At 43.6% G+C, this 16,455-nt stretch carries 19 protein-coding genes; 9 read left to right on the top strand and 10 right to left on the bottom strand.

The window, feature by feature from the left end; translation table 11 throughout:
* Nucleotides 1-9: 9 nt before the first annotated feature.
* Together AC5FX4_RS13425 and AC5FX4_RS13420 are read right to left on the bottom strand one after the other, a co-directional pair.
* Nucleotides 10-651, bottom strand: coding sequence for a CPBP family intramembrane glutamic endopeptidase (locus tag AC5FX4_RS13425; RefSeq protein WP_493607823.1), 642 nt, complete (start codon nt 649-651; stop codon nt 10-12).
* A gap of 78 nt (nt 652-729) precedes the next feature.
* Complete coding sequence (locus AC5FX4_RS13420) at nt 730-1,317, bottom strand: inner membrane-spanning protein YciB (RefSeq protein ID WP_493606874.1); 588 nt, start codon at nt 1,315-1,317, stop codon at nt 730-732.
* Nucleotides 1,318-1,472: 155 nt separating this feature from the next.
* Between AC5FX4_RS13420 and AC5FX4_RS13415 the strand changes: the two genes are divergently transcribed.
* Nucleotides 1,473-1,748, top strand: a complete 276-nt coding sequence (locus AC5FX4_RS13415; RefSeq protein WP_493606873.1) for an HU family DNA-binding protein — start codon at nt 1,473-1,475, stop codon at nt 1,746-1,748.
* A gap of 4 nt (nt 1,749-1,752) precedes the next feature.
* Here the strand turns inward: AC5FX4_RS13415 and trpA are convergent, their stop codons facing one another.
* The 6 genes from trpA to AC5FX4_RS13385 are packed head-to-tail and all read right to left on the bottom strand — an operon-like array spanning nt 1,753 to nt 8,287.
* On the bottom strand, nt 1,753-2,559 hold the full coding sequence (trpA, locus tag AC5FX4_RS13410; RefSeq protein WP_493606872.1) for a tryptophan synthase subunit alpha: 807 nt from the start codon (nt 2,557-2,559) through the stop codon (nt 1,753-1,755).
* Nucleotides 2,559-3,743 (bottom strand): tryptophan synthase subunit beta, encoded by a 1,185-nt coding sequence (gene trpB, locus AC5FX4_RS13405; RefSeq protein WP_493606871.1) that lies wholly within the window; start codon nt 3,741-3,743, stop codon nt 2,559-2,561. Before trpB ends, trpA begins: the two co-directional genes overlap by 1 nt.
* 7 nt (nt 3,744-3,750) lie before the next feature.
* Nucleotides 3,751-5,118 carry a bifunctional indole-3-glycerol-phosphate synthase TrpC/phosphoribosylanthranilate isomerase TrpF gene (gene trpCF, locus AC5FX4_RS13400; RefSeq protein ID WP_493606870.1) on the bottom strand — a complete coding sequence of 456 codons (1,368 nt, stop codon included), beginning with the start codon at nt 5,116-5,118 and terminating at the stop codon, nt 3,751-3,753.
* Nucleotides 5,111-6,118, bottom strand: a complete 1,008-nt coding sequence (trpD, locus tag AC5FX4_RS13395; RefSeq protein WP_493606869.1) for an anthranilate phosphoribosyltransferase — start codon at nt 6,116-6,118, stop codon at nt 5,111-5,113. The genes trpCF and trpD overlap by 8 nt, the downstream gene beginning before the upstream one ends.
* An 8-nt stretch (nt 6,119-6,126) precedes the next feature.
* A complete protein-coding gene (locus AC5FX4_RS13390) occupies nt 6,127-6,717 on the bottom strand; it encodes an aminodeoxychorismate/anthranilate synthase component II (RefSeq protein ID WP_493606868.1) in 591 nt (196 codons plus the stop codon).
* Entirely contained in the window at nt 6,707-8,287 is a 1,581-nt protein-coding gene (locus AC5FX4_RS13385; protein WP_493606867.1) for an anthranilate synthase component 1, read from the bottom strand. The genes AC5FX4_RS13390 and AC5FX4_RS13385 overlap by 11 nt, the downstream gene beginning before the upstream one ends.
* A gap of 447 nt (nt 8,288-8,734) precedes the next feature.
* Between AC5FX4_RS13385 and rnm the strand changes: the two genes are divergently transcribed.
* Genes rnm through rluB form a run of 5 tightly spaced genes read left to right on the top strand, consistent with a single transcriptional unit; the run spans nt 8,735 to nt 12,518 of the window.
* The gene (gene rnm, locus AC5FX4_RS13380) at nt 8,735-9,583 is read left to right on the top strand and encodes an RNase RNM (RefSeq protein WP_493607822.1); all 849 of its coding nucleotides are present in this window, start codon (nt 8,735-8,737) and stop codon (nt 9,581-9,583) included.
* Between the two features lies 1 nt (nt 9,584).
* Nucleotides 9,585-10,208, top strand: a complete 624-nt coding sequence (locus tag AC5FX4_RS13375) for an L-threonylcarbamoyladenylate synthase (protein ID WP_493606866.1) — start codon at nt 9,585-9,587, stop codon at nt 10,206-10,208.
* 6 nt (nt 10,209-10,214) lie between these two features.
* Complete coding sequence (locus AC5FX4_RS13370; protein ID WP_493606865.1) at nt 10,215-11,018, top strand: segregation and condensation protein A; 804 nt, start codon at nt 10,215-10,217, stop codon at nt 11,016-11,018.
* 49 nt (nt 11,019-11,067) lie between these two features.
* Nucleotides 11,068-11,655 carry an SMC-Scp complex subunit ScpB gene (gene scpB, locus AC5FX4_RS13365; protein ID WP_493606864.1) on the top strand — a complete coding sequence of 196 codons (588 nt, stop codon included), beginning with the start codon at nt 11,068-11,070 and terminating at the stop codon, nt 11,653-11,655.
* Entirely contained in the window at nt 11,655-12,518 is an 864-nt protein-coding gene (gene rluB / locus AC5FX4_RS13360) for a 23S rRNA pseudouridine(2605) synthase RluB (protein WP_493606863.1), read from the top strand. The genes scpB and rluB overlap by 1 nt, the downstream gene beginning before the upstream one ends.
* Nucleotides 12,519-12,544: 26 nt before the next feature.
* On the opposite strand, the gene AC5FX4_RS13355 is transcribed toward rluB, so the two are convergent.
* The gene (locus AC5FX4_RS13355) at nt 12,545-13,399 is read right to left on the bottom strand and encodes a hypothetical protein (protein ID WP_493606862.1); all 855 of its coding nucleotides are present in this window, start codon (nt 13,397-13,399) and stop codon (nt 12,545-12,547) included.
* A 159-nt stretch (nt 13,400-13,558) separates the two neighbouring features.
* On the opposite strand from AC5FX4_RS13355, the gene AC5FX4_RS13350 reads away from it, so the two are divergent.
* Nucleotides 13,559-13,954, top strand: coding sequence for a tellurite resistance TerB family protein (locus tag AC5FX4_RS13350; RefSeq protein ID WP_493606861.1), 396 nt, complete (start codon nt 13,559-13,561; stop codon nt 13,952-13,954).
* Between the two features lie 19 nt (nt 13,955-13,973).
* On the opposite strand, the gene AC5FX4_RS13345 is transcribed toward AC5FX4_RS13350, so the two are convergent.
* Nucleotides 13,974-14,294, bottom strand: coding sequence for a cupin domain-containing protein (locus AC5FX4_RS13345; RefSeq protein ID WP_493606860.1), 321 nt, complete (start codon nt 14,292-14,294; stop codon nt 13,974-13,976).
* A 165-nt stretch (nt 14,295-14,459) separates the two neighbouring features.
* Here AC5FX4_RS13345 and AC5FX4_RS13340 point away from each other — a divergent pair, with 165 nt between their 5' ends.
* Both AC5FX4_RS13340 and AC5FX4_RS13335 read left to right on the top strand, forming a co-directional pair.
* The gene (locus AC5FX4_RS13340) at nt 14,460-15,407 is read left to right on the top strand and encodes a homoserine O-succinyltransferase (protein WP_493606859.1); all 948 of its coding nucleotides are present in this window, start codon (nt 14,460-14,462) and stop codon (nt 15,405-15,407) included.
* The gene (locus tag AC5FX4_RS13335; protein WP_493606858.1) at nt 15,397-16,452 is read left to right on the top strand and encodes a homocysteine S-methyltransferase family protein; all 1,056 of its coding nucleotides are present in this window, start codon (nt 15,397-15,399) and stop codon (nt 16,450-16,452) included. Before AC5FX4_RS13340 ends, AC5FX4_RS13335 begins: the two co-directional genes overlap by 11 nt.
* Nucleotides 16,453-16,455 lie beyond the last annotated feature (3 nt).

The raw sequence follows: 16,455 nt of genomic DNA, 5'->3' as shown, positions 1-16,455 counted from the left end.
GGCTTTTTGCTAGAACGTAATGCCTGAATCTAAATAGTGCCCTAAGCCCAGAGTAAACATCCAAAGCCCCCATAAACTATGTTCCAACACACAGACCATGAGTGAACGACTTCTCGCGTAAGTGTATGAAAAGAGTAACCCACCGGCAAACGACAGTGCAATTGCGACCCAGTTGTCATACACACAATGGGCGAGAGCAAAGACTGTAGCGCTCAGTAAAATACGTGTTGTTTTGCTGGGTAAAATCCGCTTGTAGCGATGGAAAAAGTAGCTGCGAAAAATAAGCTCTTGAGGCAATACCGATAATATTGGATAGGCGACGAGGAGATATATCCATTGCGTTGTTGAATTCAGTGGTAGGTCAAACCAATTTTCTTGATTGATTAAACCATAGAGCATGGCAGAGAACAGCGCCCCGGCAAAAAAGGTGGTAAATAGGCGACGTTTGATGGTAGAAAACTGGCCAAGGCTGGTTAATCGAAAGCGCTTAAAATGGGGATCATTGAGCAATAGGAAAAAGCAAATTATCGTTAGGATGATAAGCGCTGGAAACAGCCAATTGGCCAAGTAATTACGAAATAAATAGGCTAACGTCGGTAAGCAAAAAAAGATAAGAAACAGTTCACACCAGCGGTATTGACTTGCGTTCAAGGACATTCTCGCTTCATCTCAGTTTAAAAAAACTATAGCAGCAAAAATGTCCTTAAAAGTGATTTTTTTATTTAAAATTTAGCTCTCAGTTTCTTCTGGTAAGTACTTATAAATACGCATCACAGTGACTAATATCGCAACAAATGTGATGCCCATCAGTCCGAATACTTTAAAGTTCACCCAAGTATCCAAAGAGAAATTGTACGCAACGTATAGGTTTAGTACTGATACAAACGCTAGCAAAATCATCCACATGATATTTAATTGCTCACAGATACCGTGCGGGATATTGATTTCAGGGGCAGGTTGGTCTGCTTTTTCTTTTTCCGCCACAGATTTAAGTAAACCCACTAGGGCCTTTTCAACCAAGTTCTTTTTGAAGATGTAACGAGACACGAGCAGCGAAGCCGATAAAAGAGCGTAGATAACCGTTGCTTTCCACATGATAAAGTTTTCATCTTGGAACAGAATCGTCATGCCGCCCAGTATTAATGCGATAGCAAAAAATACCCAGTGCCGCGTTGCAACTTTGCCGCTGGAAAAATAATGATAAGCCAGTTGCAACATTGAGCCGATGATTAACACACCGGTTGCCCAATAGATGTCGACAAACTTGTATGTCAGAAAAAACAAAATTAACGGAAGGTATTCAAGCAATGCGGCCATAAAAGGTCACCTATTTAATTATCTTGGGTCCGGTTTTACCAAGTTCCTTGCATAAGTTCAAGATTGACTTTTGCAGCTTAACTCCTTAGCCTCTGCGGCTTTTACAATTTGCGCTGCAAATTGCTGCATAATCGAACAAGTAAAAATAGGTAGTTATGAATAAATCGCAATTAGTTTCAGCTATGTCATTAACGAGCGAATTGACAAAAAAAGATACGCAAGCGGTATTAAATAGTATTTTGTCAACGATTCAAAAGCGCTTGTCGGAAGGGGATCAAATGCCGATTTCTGGGTTGGGAACGTTTGCGCTAAGCTACCATCCCGCCAAAGCGGGACGTAACCCAAGAACCGGTGAAACGATCACGATTGAAGGGTGCAACAAGGTGCAATTCAAAGCAGCTAAAGCGCTTAAAGACGCTTTAGCTGATTAATGGTTTAGCGGTGTGTTGCCGCTTTCATGTCACTCACAAAGGCTTTGAGTTCACTCAGCATTTGCTGTGGCTCAGACAGGTTTTGCTCGATAATTTTAACCACGGCAGACCCTGATATTGTCCCAGCCGCGCCAGCATCTAGCGCTGCTTTAACATGTTCAGGTGTAGAAATACCAAAACCAAGTAACGCCGGCGCAGCGTGATACTCTTTAAGTTTGGTGATCATGGAGTCGGCTGGCATTTGTGCAGTGGTTTCCGTACCCGTTACCCCCGCGCGTGATAGCAAGTAGGTATAGCCTCTACCGTAGCTTGCACATTCTCGCAAAGTATCGTCATCTGCGTTTGGTGTGGCGATGAAAATAGGTTCAATACCTGCTGACATTGCGGCGCGACGGAACAACTTAGATTCGTGTAGAGGTACATCAGCAACCAAAATTGAGTCTACACCCGCTTCTTTGGCATCACGGTAAAACTGCTCAATGCCTCTGGCAAAGATCAGGTTTGAATACAGTAAAAGGCCAATGGGAACGTCGGCATTGTATTCGCGAACTAGTTTAATAATGTCGAAACAATCTTGAGTATTAATTTTTTCTTCTAGTGCACGAATATTAGCCGCTTGGATCACTGGGCCATCAGCAATAGGATCTGAAAACGGAATACCTAGTTCAAGTGCGTCAGCGCCACCATCTATTAAGCTTTTTATAATTTCAACACTCAGCGCTTTATTTGGGTCGCCTATGGTTACAAAGGGCACAAATGCACCTTGGTTGTTTTCCGCTAGTGTGCTGAATGTGTTTGAATAACGGCTCATTAAAGCTCTCCTCGCTCGTTAAGTACTTGGTGCACATGGGCTAAGTCTTTGTCACCACGACCACTCAAATTCACCACAAGAATGGTCTCGTCAGTTTGTTGCTCTGCGTATTTTAACGCATAGGCTAGCGCATGGCTTGATTCCAATGCGGGGATGATCCCTTCATTTTTTGCTAGCGCCTGAAACGCTTCAAGCGCCTCGGTATCCGTCACTGCGACATATTGTGCTCGGCCCGTTTCGTGTAAAAATGCGTGTTGTGGGCCAACGGCAGGGTAATCAAGGCCAGCCGAAACCGAATATGACTCTTCTATCTGACCATCTTTATCTTGCATAATATAGGTATATGCACCGTGTAAAATACCTTTTGAGCCTTTGCACAGCGCAGCGCCATGCTCTTCGGTATCTAGGCCTTTTCCAGCAGGCTCAACACCAATGAGTTTTACCGTTGGCTCATCAATAAAGTCGCTAAACATGCCGATTGCGTTTGAGCCACCACCTACGCAGGCAATCACCGCATCAGGCAAGCGGCCTTCTGTTTCCAGTACCTGTTGTTTGGCTTCTTCACCGATCATTTTTTGGAATTCGCGCACAACCGTCGGGAACGGATGAGGGCCGGCTGCGGTGCCCAGCAAATAATGTGCGGTTTTGTAATTAGCTGACCAGTCGCGCAATGCTTCGTTAACGGCATCTTTTAATGTACCTGAGCCTGCGGTTACAGGGATCACTTCGGCACCCATTAAACGCATTCTAAATACATTCGGTTGTTGGCGTTCTACATCTTTTGCACCCATGTAAACACGGCATTTTAAGCCTAGCAATGCACAGGCAAGTGCAGTGGCAACACCATGTTGACCCGCACCAGTTTCTGCAATCACCTCACTTTTACCCATACGTTTTGTCAGTAGTGCTTGACCAAGTACCTGATTGGTTTTGTGTGCACCACCGTGCAATAAGTCTTCACGCTTTAAGTAGAGTTTAACCTTTGGATTTTTAACCAAGTTACGAGTTAACGTCAGTGGTGTAGGTCGACCTGCATATTCATTCAGTAGCTTTTGAAACTCTGTCTGAAATTCAGCGTCTTGCTGTGCCTTATTAAACTCTTCTTCTAACTGCTTTAGTGCGGGTACCAGTAACTCTGGGACAAACATGCCACCAAAATCACCAAAATAAGCTGCGTTGTTCATTTCCACCTCAATAATTTCTGATATTTGCAAAAGCACGTTGTATTTTTTTCTCGCACTTTATACCGGGGCTGAGTTCAACCCCTGAATTTAAATCCAGTCCTTGCGCGCCAAATTTTTGGGCTTCAAGCACGTTATCTGGGTTTAGGCCGCCTGCAAGTATAAAATGACCGGCAACCTGCTCATGCAGCAAGTGCCAATTAAACTTTTCGCCCGTACCGCCAAAGCCATTCTGGGTTTGTGTGTCATACAAGTGTTTATCAACGTCTTTCATCGGTGCGGGTATGACATCACGTACACCTTGTGCTTTCCAAATTTGGCACGTAGCAGGAAGCTGTGTTCTTAATTGCGTGATATAGTCTTGGCTTTCTTGGCCGTGTAATTGAACGGCACTCAATTTGAGTGAGTTCACGTATTCAACCACCAGGTCCATTTGTTCGTTAACGAATACGCCTACATAGTTTAATGGTGCACTTTCTACCACGGTTTTCGCATGGTTTAAGTCAATATGACGCGGCGATTTAGGATAAAAAATAAGGCCACCATACAGGGCACCTGCCTGATAGGCAGCTTGCGCATCTTGACTGCGAGTTAAGCCGCAGACCTTATTTTCCCCTAAAATGAGCTTTCTACAAGCGCCGTCTAAATCCGCTTCGGCCATGAGTGAGCTGCCGACTAAAAAGCCATTACACAGCGGTGCGAGTCGCTTAACATCTTGATGGGTATAAATGCCTGATTCTGAGATAACCACTTTGTCTTCAGGGATTAATTTTCGAAGTTTTTCTGTGGTCGCTAAATCTGTGCTCAAGTCTCGCAAGTTACGGTTATTAATGCCGATAATTTGTGCGTTTAACGCCAGTGCGCGAGTCACTTCTTCTTCATTACTGACTTCGGTTAAAACAGCCATATTAAGCGTTTGAGCAACACTTGCTAGCGTTTGATATTGTTCGTCGTCGAGTACAGATAGCATCAGTAAAATGGCATCACCACCGTGTAATCGGGCTAAGTAGACCTGATATTCATCAATAAAAAAATCTTTGCAGATCAGCGGCTGTCCGACTTTCTGACGCACATAGCTTAAGTACTCATAGCTACCTTGGAAGTATTTTTCATCGGTCAGAACACTGATGCAGGTTGCATAGCGTTTATAAACTTGTGTTATTTCATCCAAGTCAAAGTGTGCTCTTATCAAGCCTTTTGAAGGGGATGCTTTTTTACATTCTAAAATAAATTGGGTACCTGACTGTGCGAGAGCTGCAAAAAAGTCACGCTCAGATGGTGCAACTTTGTCTTTAAATTGCGCCAGAGGCTTATCCGCTTTGCGTTTAATTAGCTCTTCGCGTTTATCAGCAACAATTTTTTCTAATACGTTAGCCATGGTTACTCGCCTCCACAATGTCGTTTAACTTGTCAGCGGCTTTACCACTGGCAAGTACATCCAGTACTGTTTGCGTGGCTGATTTGAAGTTGTCAGCCTTGTTTTCCATCACGAGTAGAGCTGCAACGTTGGCAGCAATCGCGGCATTGTGCGCAGGTAGTCCGCGACCATGCAAAATATCTAAACTTGCGTTGGCGTTGTACTGTGGCGTATCTCCAGCAATTTGTTCAAGCGAATAGTTTTCAAGGCCAAAATCTTGTGGTGTAAGAACGTAATGTGTTATCTCACCCTTGTTCAATTCGGTCACCTGAGTTTCACCATGCAGTGCAATTTCGTCGGTGCCAGCGCCGTGAACGACCATAGCACGCTGAGTACCTAACTTCTCAAGCGTTTTCGCCATAGCTTGGCACAAGCTCGGGTCATAAACACCCAGTAATTGTGTTTGCGGTGCAGCTGGGTTTGCCAAAGGGCCAAGTATATTAAAAATGGTTCTTGTTTTGAGCGTTGTGCGTACAGGCATCGCATACTTAGTGCCTGAATGGTAATTTGGCGCGAATAAGAAAGTAAAGCCTGTTTGGCGTAAGCACTCGCTCGCCACCTTGGCATCCATATCTAAATTAATGTTCAGTGCCTTTAGCAAATCCGCTGAGCCTGATTTACTCGATACACTTCGGTTACCATGTTTCACCACATTTAAGCCACAGGCGGCGGCGACAATTGCTGCCGTGGTGCTCACGTTTATGGTGTTGGCCCCATCACCACCGGTGCCACAGCTGTCAACGCAGCGTAGACCATGGTTGTCAAAAGCCTTTGCGTTAAGGCGCATTGCTTTTGCTGCACCCGCGATTTCTTCGGCAGTTTCGCCTTTAATCTTTAGCGCGATGAGTGCGGCGGTGAGTTCAATATCTGAAAGCTCTCCACGCATTACTTGGTTAAACAGCGCTTCGCTTTGTTCAAAATTTAAAGACTGCTGATCAATAAGGGTATTTAAACTGTCCATGTGCGCTCCTAGCGAGTTAAATAAGCGATGCTTTGCTGCAAAATGCGAGCACCATCAGGGGTTAGTATCGACTCTGGGTGAAACTGGTACCCGAGTACTTTATCTTCACTGTGATAAATCGCCATGGGAATATTTTCATATTGGGCGATCACTTGTAATGAGTCTGGCACCGTGGTCGCCATCAACGAGTGATAACGGGCCACTGGGAAGCGGCTGCCTAGCCCATCAAAAACAGGGTGGGGTTGTGCGTCAATAACAGATGATTTACCGTGTACGGTTTCTCCTGCATGACCGATGGTGCCACCATAGCTTTGTGTTAGCGCTTGTTGACCAAGGCAAATACCCAGCATCGGAAATTTACCTTTGCACAATTCAATCAGTTCTAACAAGCAACCCGCTTGAGCTGGGTTACCGGGGCCTGGAGACAGTACCAATATGACAGGTTGCTGCTCTTGATTCATTTTTTCAAAGATACGCTGTGCACTTAGGTGGTTTCGGTATACCACCATATCCAGACCAAGCAGTGTCAATTCATCAACCAAGTTATAGCTAAAAGAATCGTAGTTATCTAAAAAGTAGACTTTGGCGTTAGTTGGCATTGCCATCTCCTTGATATGTAGACTGAACGGCCTTAATCACAGCTTGTGCTTTGGCGCGTGTTTCATTCGCTTCCGATTGCGGTATTGAGTCGTATACAACGCCAGCACCCGCTTGCACGTAGGCGGTTTGGTTTTTAACAAACGCTGAACGGATCACAATACAGGTATCCATAGCACCATCGCCTGTCAGATAACCGACAGCACCGCCATAACTGCCACGACGCTGCTTTTCAGTTTGACGGATCAATTGGGCTGCTTTAACTTTGGGTGCGCCAACTAAGGTGCCCATGTTCATGCATGCTTGATACGCGTGTAACGCATCTAAGTCAGGTTTGAGTTGACCAACAACGCGAGATACCAAGTGCATCACTTGCGAGTAGCGGTCAACTTTAAGTAGCTCCTTGGCGTGACGCGTGCCAGCAACACTAATGCGGGCAATGTCATTGCGGGCTAAGTCAACGAGCATAAGGTGTTCCGCGCGCTCTTTTTGGTCATTTCTTAATTCCAGCTCAATACGACTATCGAGATCCGGATTAATACGGCCGTCTGCAAACTTACCACGAGGACGCGTTCCAGCAATAGGGTAAACTTCGACCTGTTCATTCTCAATTGAATACTTAAGCGCCGACTCAGGAGATGCCCCAAATAACACAAAATCTTGGTCATTCATGTAAAACATGTAAGGGCTTGGGTTTTGCGCTTTGAGCTGCTGATAAGCTGATAATGGTTGCGCACACGGTAATGAAAATGTGCGAGAAGGCACAACTTGGAAAATGTCACCGTCAACAATGTTGTTTTTTAACTGACTGACTTGGGCACAAAACTGCTCATCAGAGATATTAACATTTACGGGTGCGCTGCCAGTATTAGGTGTGGCTAGGTAAGGTCGCACAGTATTGCAACGTTGGTTAAGCTCTTCCAACTGTTTGCCTACTTCAAAGCAGTTTGCATGTACGTCTGGACCATTAAAAACATTACCAATTAACTCTGTCGTTTGTGCTTGATGGTCGATGAGTACAAGCGTTTCAGCAAGGTAAAAAACGTAATCAGGACATGTATTGTCACCATCTGGCACATCCTCTAAAAGTTCGAAGTTGGCCACCATGTCATAGGCAAATACGCCACCTAAAAATACCGAAAAAGGTGTATCGGAATTACGCTGAATACTGTTAATGCAGGTACGTAGCGCACTAAACGCATTGTCTGCTTTAAGTTTACTGAATTCGTCCAGCTCTTCGTCAAGTGGTTGGTAAGTCAGCGCCAGTGTATTACCGTTCAGTGACGTTTCGCAGTTGTGTACTTGTTGCTGTAAATAAGGCAGCAGTTGCTGGCCATTATTAGACAGCGCTTTGACCAGTACCTGCTTGCTTTGGCATTCAATACGCAGTGCTGCATCGACGAGGATAATACTCTTAACATTGTCTTTGGAGTCGATTTCGGCAGACTCGAGTAACAATGAATTTTTCTTATCTAGTGCCGCATAAAGAGAAAGAGGGCTTGCAATGTAATCCCGTCTTTGTCTTATGCTGGTCACTTCACCCGGTGTGGTTGTTATGTGACTAAATATCAAAACCTCATTCCCCTAATAATAAAAAAACCCCACTAGCTTGTTAGGCTTAGCGGGGTTGATAAACGTATACAACAATGCCGTCCCGCTAAGCTAGGCACCACCACCAAGAAAAAGTTGTTGTTGCATTGTTGTTTAACATGTTTATTTCCTAAATTCAGATACAAAAAAACCCGCTAAGTTTAGCGGGTTTAGAATTTCGTATAGACACAACGAATCACCCGCAATTACGAGTGCCACCACCAAATGTTGTTTTTTAGCATAGTTGTTTTCATTGGTTTATCCGTTTAGATGTCTTTAGTGGGTACAGTAAACCTTACATTTTCATGCGTTGTCAACCCTAAAATTAAGAAAACGTAAATAAAAATAAAAAAATAGTCAAAGTTCGTAACTACAACTGATGATATACTTGTAAGCTAATACAAAGCGATGATTTTAATACGAGATAATTTGATTAAATACGATTTACATAGCCACACCACTTTTTCTGATGGTCGTTTAAGCGTGTCAGAGCTCTTAGAGCGCGCAACAGAAAAAGGCGTAGACGTACTGGCTATTACAGACCACGACACGATTAATGCAATTAAGCCTGCTCGAGAACACATCAAAGAAAACAATCTAGATTTGGAGTTGGTTTCTGGCGTGGAGATCTCTACCAAATGGCATAGCTTTGAAATCCATATTGTCGGCTTGGGACTAGATATTGATAATGCGCAACTCAATGCGTTGTTGTCTGAGCAACAAGCTAAACGCCAAGCGCGGGCCGAAGAAATTGGCCGACGCCTTGCTAAAAATGGTCATGAAGGCATTTATGAACAAGCAAAATCCCTTGCAAAAGATGCTGAAATAACGCGAGCGCATTTTGCGGCCGCTTTGGTCGAGCGCGGCGTTGCGAACAATATCCAAGGTGTGTTTAAAAAGTATTTGGCCCGTAATAAAACTGGATACGTGCCAAGTAGCTGGTGCGATATGGCAACCGCTATTAGTGCGATAAAAGCGGCGGGGGGCGCAAGTGTTTTAGCGCATCCAGCCCGTTATCAGATGTCTAACAAGTGGTTGCGTAAACTCATTGGTGAATTTAGCGATTGTGGGGGTCAGGCGATGGAAGTTGCGCAACCACAACAGCCACCATCTGAACGTCAATTTTTAGGACAACTGAGTCGAGAGTTTGGCTTGATGGCAAGCCAAGGATCTGATTTTCATTACCCAATGCCTTGGTTAGACTTGGGTAAAAACCTATACTTACCAAAAGATTGCCAAGGGGTTTGGCAACACTGGCAAGCAAGCGAGGAATGTTAGCATGAGCCAATTTTTTCATATTCACCCTGACAATCCGCAGGCAAGGCTAATCAAACAGGCGGTTGAAATCATTCAACAAGGCGGGGTGGTTGTCTATCCAACTGATTCTGGTTATGCCCTTGGGTGTAATTTGGGAAATAAACAAGCGAAAGAGCGCATCGAACGTATTCGTGGTATTGAAAAGCATCATAATTTTACTTTGATGTGCAGAGATTTATCTGAGCTTGCAACGTATGCTCGGGTAGACAATCAAATGTTCCGATTGATTAAAAACAACACACCGGGGCCGTATACCTTTATTTTTAAAGGCACGAAAGAAGTGCCCAAACGTTTACTGAACGAGAAGAAAAAAACCATTGGTATTCGCGTAACCGATCATCCTATTACCACAGCCTTGCTTGCTGAACTGGGTGAGCCCATGATGTCGTGTTCGTTGATCTTACCGGGCGAGCAGTACACCGAGTCAGATCCTGACGAAATTCGCCTGCGCATAGAAAAACAAGTCGATTTAATCATTCACGGTGGCTATTTGATTGAACAGGCAACAACGGTTGTTGACCTGTCTGAAGATGACGATATCCAGATATTACGTGTAGGATGTGGCGATACAGCGCCATTTGAGTAACAGTTCATGAATCAAGTGCCGCAACAACAAAAGCTACCTTTGGCATTCTTACATGGAGAAGCGGTTGTTGAAAAGCCGGAAGATCTTTATATTCCGCCTGATGCACTTGAGGTTATTTTAGAAACCTTTGAAGGCCCACTTGATTTACTCCTGTATCTCATAAAAAGGCATAAGCTGGACATCCTACAACTGCCCATTTTGAGTATCACTGAGCAGTATGTTGCCTATGTCGAACTGATGAAAGATTTGCAGCTAGAACTCGCGGGTGAATATCTTGTTATGGCGGCGCTGTTAGCACAGATCAAATCGCGTATGTTGTTACCTGTGCACGAAGAATTGGAAGAAGAAGAAGACCCCAGAGCCGAGTTGGTACGCCGTTTACAAGAGTATGAGCAATTTAAAAAAGCGGCGGAAAATTTAGATGACATTCCCCGTGTAGACCGTGATATTTACCTTGCCCACGCGCTGGTGGATGAATCAGCTGAGCCTGAGGTAAATTTTCCAGACATTGCGCTTAAAGAGCTTGTATTAGCGCTGGGTGATGTGATGGCCCGAGCCAAAACGTTTGAGCATCACCAAGTGAGTGCCGAGGCGCTGTCAACACGCGAGCGCATGAGCCAGATTCTCCAGTATTTGTCAGACCATGATGGCCCTTGTGCTTTTCATGCCTTATTTACAATTGAGGAAGGTCGTAGTGGCGTGGTTGTTACCTTTATTGCAATGCTTGAACTTGTCAAAGAACAGTTGATCACCTGCTTACAAGTTGCACCCAACAGCCAAATTTATTTGAGTTTACAGCTACAAGAGTGAGGTAACCTCTGTCATAATAGAGGTTTGGGTGTAAACAAGTGGCAGATGTATGACAACGCGTCGAATAAGTGATGAACAACTTATTGAGCTAATTGAAGCAGCGATTTTTGTTGCTGATAAGCCGTTGTCAAAAAAGCGTTTAAAAGAAACGGTATTGAGTGACATCGTTGTTTCGAATGTTCGAATAGACAAAGCCATAAACAGCATCATGGAACATTACCAAACAAGAGGGATCCGTTTGGTTGAAGTAGCAACGGGATTTCGCTTTCAAGCTTGCTCGAGTCTCAGTCCTTGGCTGAGTAATCTATGGCAAGAAAAAGCCCCCAAATATTCACGTGCGACCTTGGAAACGTTGGCGCTAATCGCTTATCGCCAGCCGATCACCCGTGGGGAGATAGAGCAAGTTCGAGGCGTTACGGTAAGTTCTAATATAATTAAAAGCTTACAAGAGCGTGAATGGATTAAAGTGGTTGGCTATAAAGAGGTGCCGGGTAAGCCAGCACTGTATGCCACGACAAAACAATTTTTAGATTATTTTTCTTTATCTGGTCTGAACATGTTACCAAAGCTGCCAGAGCAGCATCATGTAAAAATTGATCAGATGTTGAACGATCCTTCTGTGAGAGAACCATCTTAATGAGTGAAAAGTTACAAAAAGTATTGGCCCGAGCGGGTGTGGGTTCACGCCGCGAAATGGAAAAATACATTGAATCAAACCGTGTGAGTGTTGACGGTAAAGTTGCCAGACTAGGCGACCGCGTGGAAGAAAATGCGGTGATCCGCGTCGATGGCCACGTGGTGAAAATTGAACAAAAAGAAGACAGAATTTGCCGTGTGATTATGTATCACAAACCTGAAGGTGAGTTATGTACACGTAAAGATCCTGAAGGGCGCAGAACAGTATTTGATCGTCTGCCTCGTTTGGATGGTGATCGTTGGATTGCGATAGGCCGATTAGATATTAATACTTCAGGTTTATTGTTGTTTACCAATGATGGTGAACTGGCAAACCGTTTAATGCACCCCAAATATGAAGTAGAACGCGAGTACTCAGCACGTGTATTTGGTGAAGTGAGCAACGAAACATTGCGTAATTTAACTAAAGGCGTTGAGCTAGACGACGGTCCCGCTAAATTTCTTAAAATTAAGCCGTTGGGTGGTGAGGGGATCAACAAATGGTTTAATGTGACTTTAACAGAGGGCCGTAACCGCGAAGTTCGCCGTTTATGGCAATCACAAGATGTTGAAGTTTCACGCCTTATCCGTATTCGTTATGGCAAGCTGGAGTTAAACAAGCGTCTACCACAAGGCGGTTGGGAAGAACTAGCATTAGAAGATGTGAACTATCTACGTAAGTCAGTTCAATTACGCAACGAAACCGAAACTAAGCTATCTGTTATGCCTGAAAAGCGCAAAGATAAGCGTAAAAAGGTAAATCAAATTCGCAAGGCAGTGAAAAAGCATAATCAAAGAATGCAAAAGCCAAAGAAACGCGGTTAATTAAAATTTGTCACTAAAAAGCCAGCTTATTGCTGGCTTTTTAGTTCTCGCCAGTTGCTAATGACGTTGTTAAAAAAACCACACTGCTGGTATGAACGTTTTATAAAGCCTACCTCTCTGAGCTTTTTTAATCCTGACTGGAGTGCTTCAAAAACGGCTTTTCCCATAGGGTGTGAGCGTGACACGGCAAAGTGGCGGCTGTCTTGTAAAGGGACTTTAATACCATCAATTGCTACAATTCGATAACCTTCGCCATTGTATTCGAATGGTTCGGTGTTGTTGAATGAAACGAGCATGCCGTCCACCCAGCCGCGGCTTACCATTTTAGCCATGATCACCCAGTCTGATTCATCAATTAAGTTTTTAGGGGTAAGGGAAGTTAATGTTTGCCAGTCCGTATGCCACGCTTTACTAGACACAATGGATAATTGGGATAGATCTTTATCAATTTTGACTTTGAGGGCTTCGATATTGTCTGGCTTAGTATAAATGCCAGCATAGTATTCACCTCTTCGAATAATAGGATCTGAAATATAAAGCTGGTCACGATATTGATTGGCCTGATCTAGCCAAATCGTATCAAAGCTGACTAACAGCATACCATCGACCAATAGCTTGATATTTCTCGCATCATAATTGCCTAAGTCAAATTCAAATTCTAGTGATAAGCCGCCGAGCGCTAGTGCCTTTTGTAAAATGACGTATTCTACAATGTCTCTTTGACATAGCGGGTGCTCAAAATTATCGATGGTATGAACGGTTTGCCCTTTGAGCATAATTTGTGCGTAGTCGTAAATATCTTTTTCTATCGTCACCGTGATGCGCTCAGAGGCGATAGCATTGAGTTGTATTGCAAAAAACAGGCTGACAATAAAGCGCATAGGGGCCTTTGCTGATAAGGGTAACTCTCCTAATTGTAGTGTATGCGTTCATGATGAGAGTTTTTAATGTGACTTTTTCATAGTTGTCTAATATTGTATTGATGTTCGGTGGTCATGAAGTGACATGTACATCGATTGTTAACTTCAAGGAGAAACGGAATGATGAAATTTGAACAACTACTTAACCACTTTGACAGTGGCATTTGTGTAGAGCAGTTGCAAAAAGAGTCACTTTTAGATTTAGCAGTATTATTTGTGGCAGTTGATGGTCGTATTTGTGACACCGAGTTAGCGGTTGTTAAACAATGGGCGAGCAAACTTAATTGGAACTCCGCAGTGAGTCTCGAAAATTACATCGTCGATATGTCAGGAAAATGTGTGCATGCCGTGCAGACGTCTGATGTTGAAGCATTTATTCAACACCGTATGAAGTACATCGTCGACAAACCAATGAGAGAGTTAGCACTTAAACTGGCGCAAAAAGTGGCTGCAGCCGATGGCACGATTGATAGCAAAGAACAATCTGCCATGGACTTTTTGGAAGAGCAGGTTTAACGACTGAGTATAAATTTACTTAGTCTTTATAAAATACCGCCAGCCAAAGTGTGGTTTCGTTGGCTGCGGTTTGACTCACTCTATGCTTGGTATGTGCGGGGATATTAATATAATCACCTCGCTTTAAAGTATGTTTTACGCCGCCTTCAAATTCGATAGTGCCTTCGCCTTCAAGCACGGTGACCCACTCATGTTCTGTTTGGTTATACCAAAATGAGTCTGGCGACCTTTGTCCGTGTGATGTGATACGTTCAATCCTGATGTGTTTATTTTTTATAATGTCTTCGAAATGTTCTACTGATTTATCAGTGGGTAAGTTAGAAAATAGGTTTTGTGTCATAACCAGTCGACCCTTTGAACTGCAGAATTAACTTATTAGCATGTTATTGATTCAAAATCATAGTTTGAACCCTGTTAGATTTATTTTGGACGTCTAAACATCTGGAGGTTGATATTTTTCGGATTATCTTCATAATGACAGCATCGTGATAGTTTGAGAGTGAACATGCCAATAACAGTAAAAGATGAATTGCCAGCCATTGTACGTTTGCGCCAAGAAAACGTGTTTGTGATGCCACAAAGCCGTGCAAAAACACAAGAAATTAGACCAATGCGCTTGGCCATATTGAACTTGATGCCAAACAAAGTTGAAACCGAAGTTCAGTTTATTCGTCTGTTGGCTAATTCACCGCTGCAAGTCAATGTCGACTTATTACGTTTGGATACGCATCGCAGTTCAGAAAACTCAGAGCAGCATCTAGACATGTTTTATCGTTATTTTTCTGATGTGAAAGATCAAAACTATGATGCATTGATAGTGACGGGAGCACCGTTAGCGCATTTAGAATATGACGATGTTGTTTATTGGCAAGAACTCAGAACTTTTTTTGATTGGGCGGAGCATCACGTTACGTCTACGCTGTTTTCTTGTTGGGCGGCACACGCTGCATTATTTCATCACTATGGGATTAAGCGTGATCTTCGCAGTGAAAAGTTATGCGGTGTATTTAAGCACCAGTGTTACTTTGAACATGGTGCATTGACTCGTGGTTTTGACGATGAATTCTTGGTGCCACACTCTCGCTATGGCCATGTTGATCCAGATAAGATAGCCAATGAGAAAGAATTGGTGGTATTAGCAGGCTCGCAAACAGTGGGGGCTTATCTGATTAAAAACTTATCGGGTAGTCAAGTTTATATTACTGGACATCCTGAGTATGATGCAGACACGTTATTGAAAGAATACCAGCGTGACTTACAGAATAGTCCTGATGCACCTAAACCAGCGCACTATTTCCCAAATGATGATGCTTTAAGCAAGCCGTCAAAGACATGGCAAAGTCATGCCTTTTTGTTATTCTCAAACTGGTTAAACTATTACGTTTATCAAACCACGCCTTATGATATTAACCTCGTTAGCCAAGATGTAAGGACTAACAATTATGCCGAATAAACGCGCAGCCTTAACAGAGGCATTAAAACAACGCATTTTAATTTTGGATGGTGCAATGGGCACGATGATCCAAAAACACAAGCTCGAAGAAGAAGATTATCGCGGTGAGCGATTCAAAGATTGGCATGTGTTGATCAAAGGCAATAACGATTTACTCAGTATTACCAAACCAGAGGTAATCGAACAGATCCATCGTGATTTTCTTGATGCGGGTGCGGACATTATCGAAACAAACACCTTTAATGCCACGACCATCTCGATGGAAGATTATGACATGGCCAGTGTCAGCAAAGAAATCAATGTAGCGTCTGCACAGCTTGCACGAAGATTGTGCGATGAGTACACTGCAAATAACCCAGATAAGCCACGTTACGTTGCTGGCGTGTTGGGTCCAACGTCTAAAACGTGTTCCATATCACCGGATGTGAATGACCCAGGGTATAGAAACATCACGTTTGATAAGCTTGTCGAAGCTTATGTTGAGTCAACACTCGCCTTGATTGAAGGGGGGGTGGATCTAATTTTAATTGAAACCATATTTGATACGCTGAATGCCAAAGCCGCTTCTTTTGCGGTTGAAGAAGCGTTTGAGCAAGCGGGACTCACTTTACCTGTGATGATATCAGGCACTATTACCGATGCATCTGGACGCACTCTGTCTGGTCAAACAACGGAAGCTTTTTACAATTCAATTCGTCACATTAAGCCACTTTCGATTGGTTTAAATTGCGCTCTGGGCCCTGATTTATTGCGACAATATGTGGTGGAATTATCAAGAGTGTGTGAAACGTTTACTTCAGTCCACCCAAATGCAGGTTTACCCAATGAATTTGGTGAGTATGATTTGGAAGCACCAGAAATGGCCAAAGAGATCATTGATTGGGGCAAAGAGGGCTTGATCAACATTGTTGGCGGTTGTTGTGGCACAACACCTGAGCATATTAAAGCGTTTGCGCAAGGCCTTGAGAACGTTGCGCCGCGCCAATTGCCTGAACTTGAAGTTCGCATGCGCTTAGCAGGTTTAGAAGCCTGTAACTTGAATTAGGAA

Source organism: Pseudoalteromonas sp. ATL1, from assembly GCF_058933015.1.
The sequence above is the reverse complement of the archived record's forward strand: the minus strand, read 5'-3'. Positions and strand labels throughout refer to the sequence as shown.

Excerpts from the sequence above, each read along its gene's own strand:
- scpB (WP_493606864.1), top strand. The coding sequence starts at position 11,068 with ATGACAACGCGTCGAATAAGTGATGAACAACTTATTGAGCTAATTGAA.
- AC5FX4_RS13390 (WP_493606868.1), bottom strand. The coding sequence starts at position 6,717 with ATGCCAACTAACGCCAAAGTCTACTTTTTAGATAACTACGATTCTTTT.
- AC5FX4_RS13340 (WP_493606859.1), top strand. The coding sequence starts at position 14,460 with ATGCCAATAACAGTAAAAGATGAATTGCCAGCCATTGTACGTTTGCGC.
- trpB (WP_493606871.1), bottom strand. The coding sequence starts at position 3,743 with ATGAACAACGCAGCTTATTTTGGTGATTTTGGTGGCATGTTTGTCCCA.
- AC5FX4_RS13420 (WP_493606874.1), bottom strand. The coding sequence starts at position 1,317 with ATGGCCGCATTGCTTGAATACCTTCCGTTAATTTTGTTTTTTCTGACA.
- AC5FX4_RS13335 (WP_493606858.1), top strand. The coding sequence starts at position 15,397 with ATGCCGAATAAACGCGCAGCCTTAACAGAGGCATTAAAACAACGCATT.
- trpA (WP_493606872.1), bottom strand. The coding sequence starts at position 2,559 with ATGAGCCGTTATTCAAACACATTCAGCACACTAGCGGAAAACAACCAA.
- rluB (WP_493606863.1), top strand. The coding sequence starts at position 11,655 with ATGAGTGAAAAGTTACAAAAAGTATTGGCCCGAGCGGGTGTGGGTTCA.
- AC5FX4_RS13345 (WP_493606860.1), bottom strand. The coding sequence starts at position 14,294 with ATGACACAAAACCTATTTTCTAACTTACCCACTGATAAATCAGTAGAA.
- trpCF (WP_493606870.1), bottom strand. The coding sequence starts at position 5,118 with ATGGCTAACGTATTAGAAAAAATTGTTGCTGATAAACGCGAAGAGCTA.
- AC5FX4_RS13355 (WP_493606862.1), bottom strand. The coding sequence starts at position 13,399 with ATGCGCTTTATTGTCAGCCTGTTTTTTGCAATACAACTCAATGCTATC.
- AC5FX4_RS13350 (WP_493606861.1), top strand. The coding sequence starts at position 13,559 with ATGATGAAATTTGAACAACTACTTAACCACTTTGACAGTGGCATTTGT.
- trpD (WP_493606869.1), bottom strand. The coding sequence starts at position 6,118 with ATGGACAGTTTAAATACCCTTATTGATCAGCAGTCTTTAAATTTTGAA.
- AC5FX4_RS13415 (WP_493606873.1), top strand. The coding sequence starts at position 1,473 with ATGAATAAATCGCAATTAGTTTCAGCTATGTCATTAACGAGCGAATTG.
- AC5FX4_RS13370 (WP_493606865.1), top strand. The coding sequence starts at position 10,215 with ATGAATCAAGTGCCGCAACAACAAAAGCTACCTTTGGCATTCTTACAT.
- AC5FX4_RS13375 (WP_493606866.1), top strand. The coding sequence starts at position 9,585 with ATGAGCCAATTTTTTCATATTCACCCTGACAATCCGCAGGCAAGGCTA.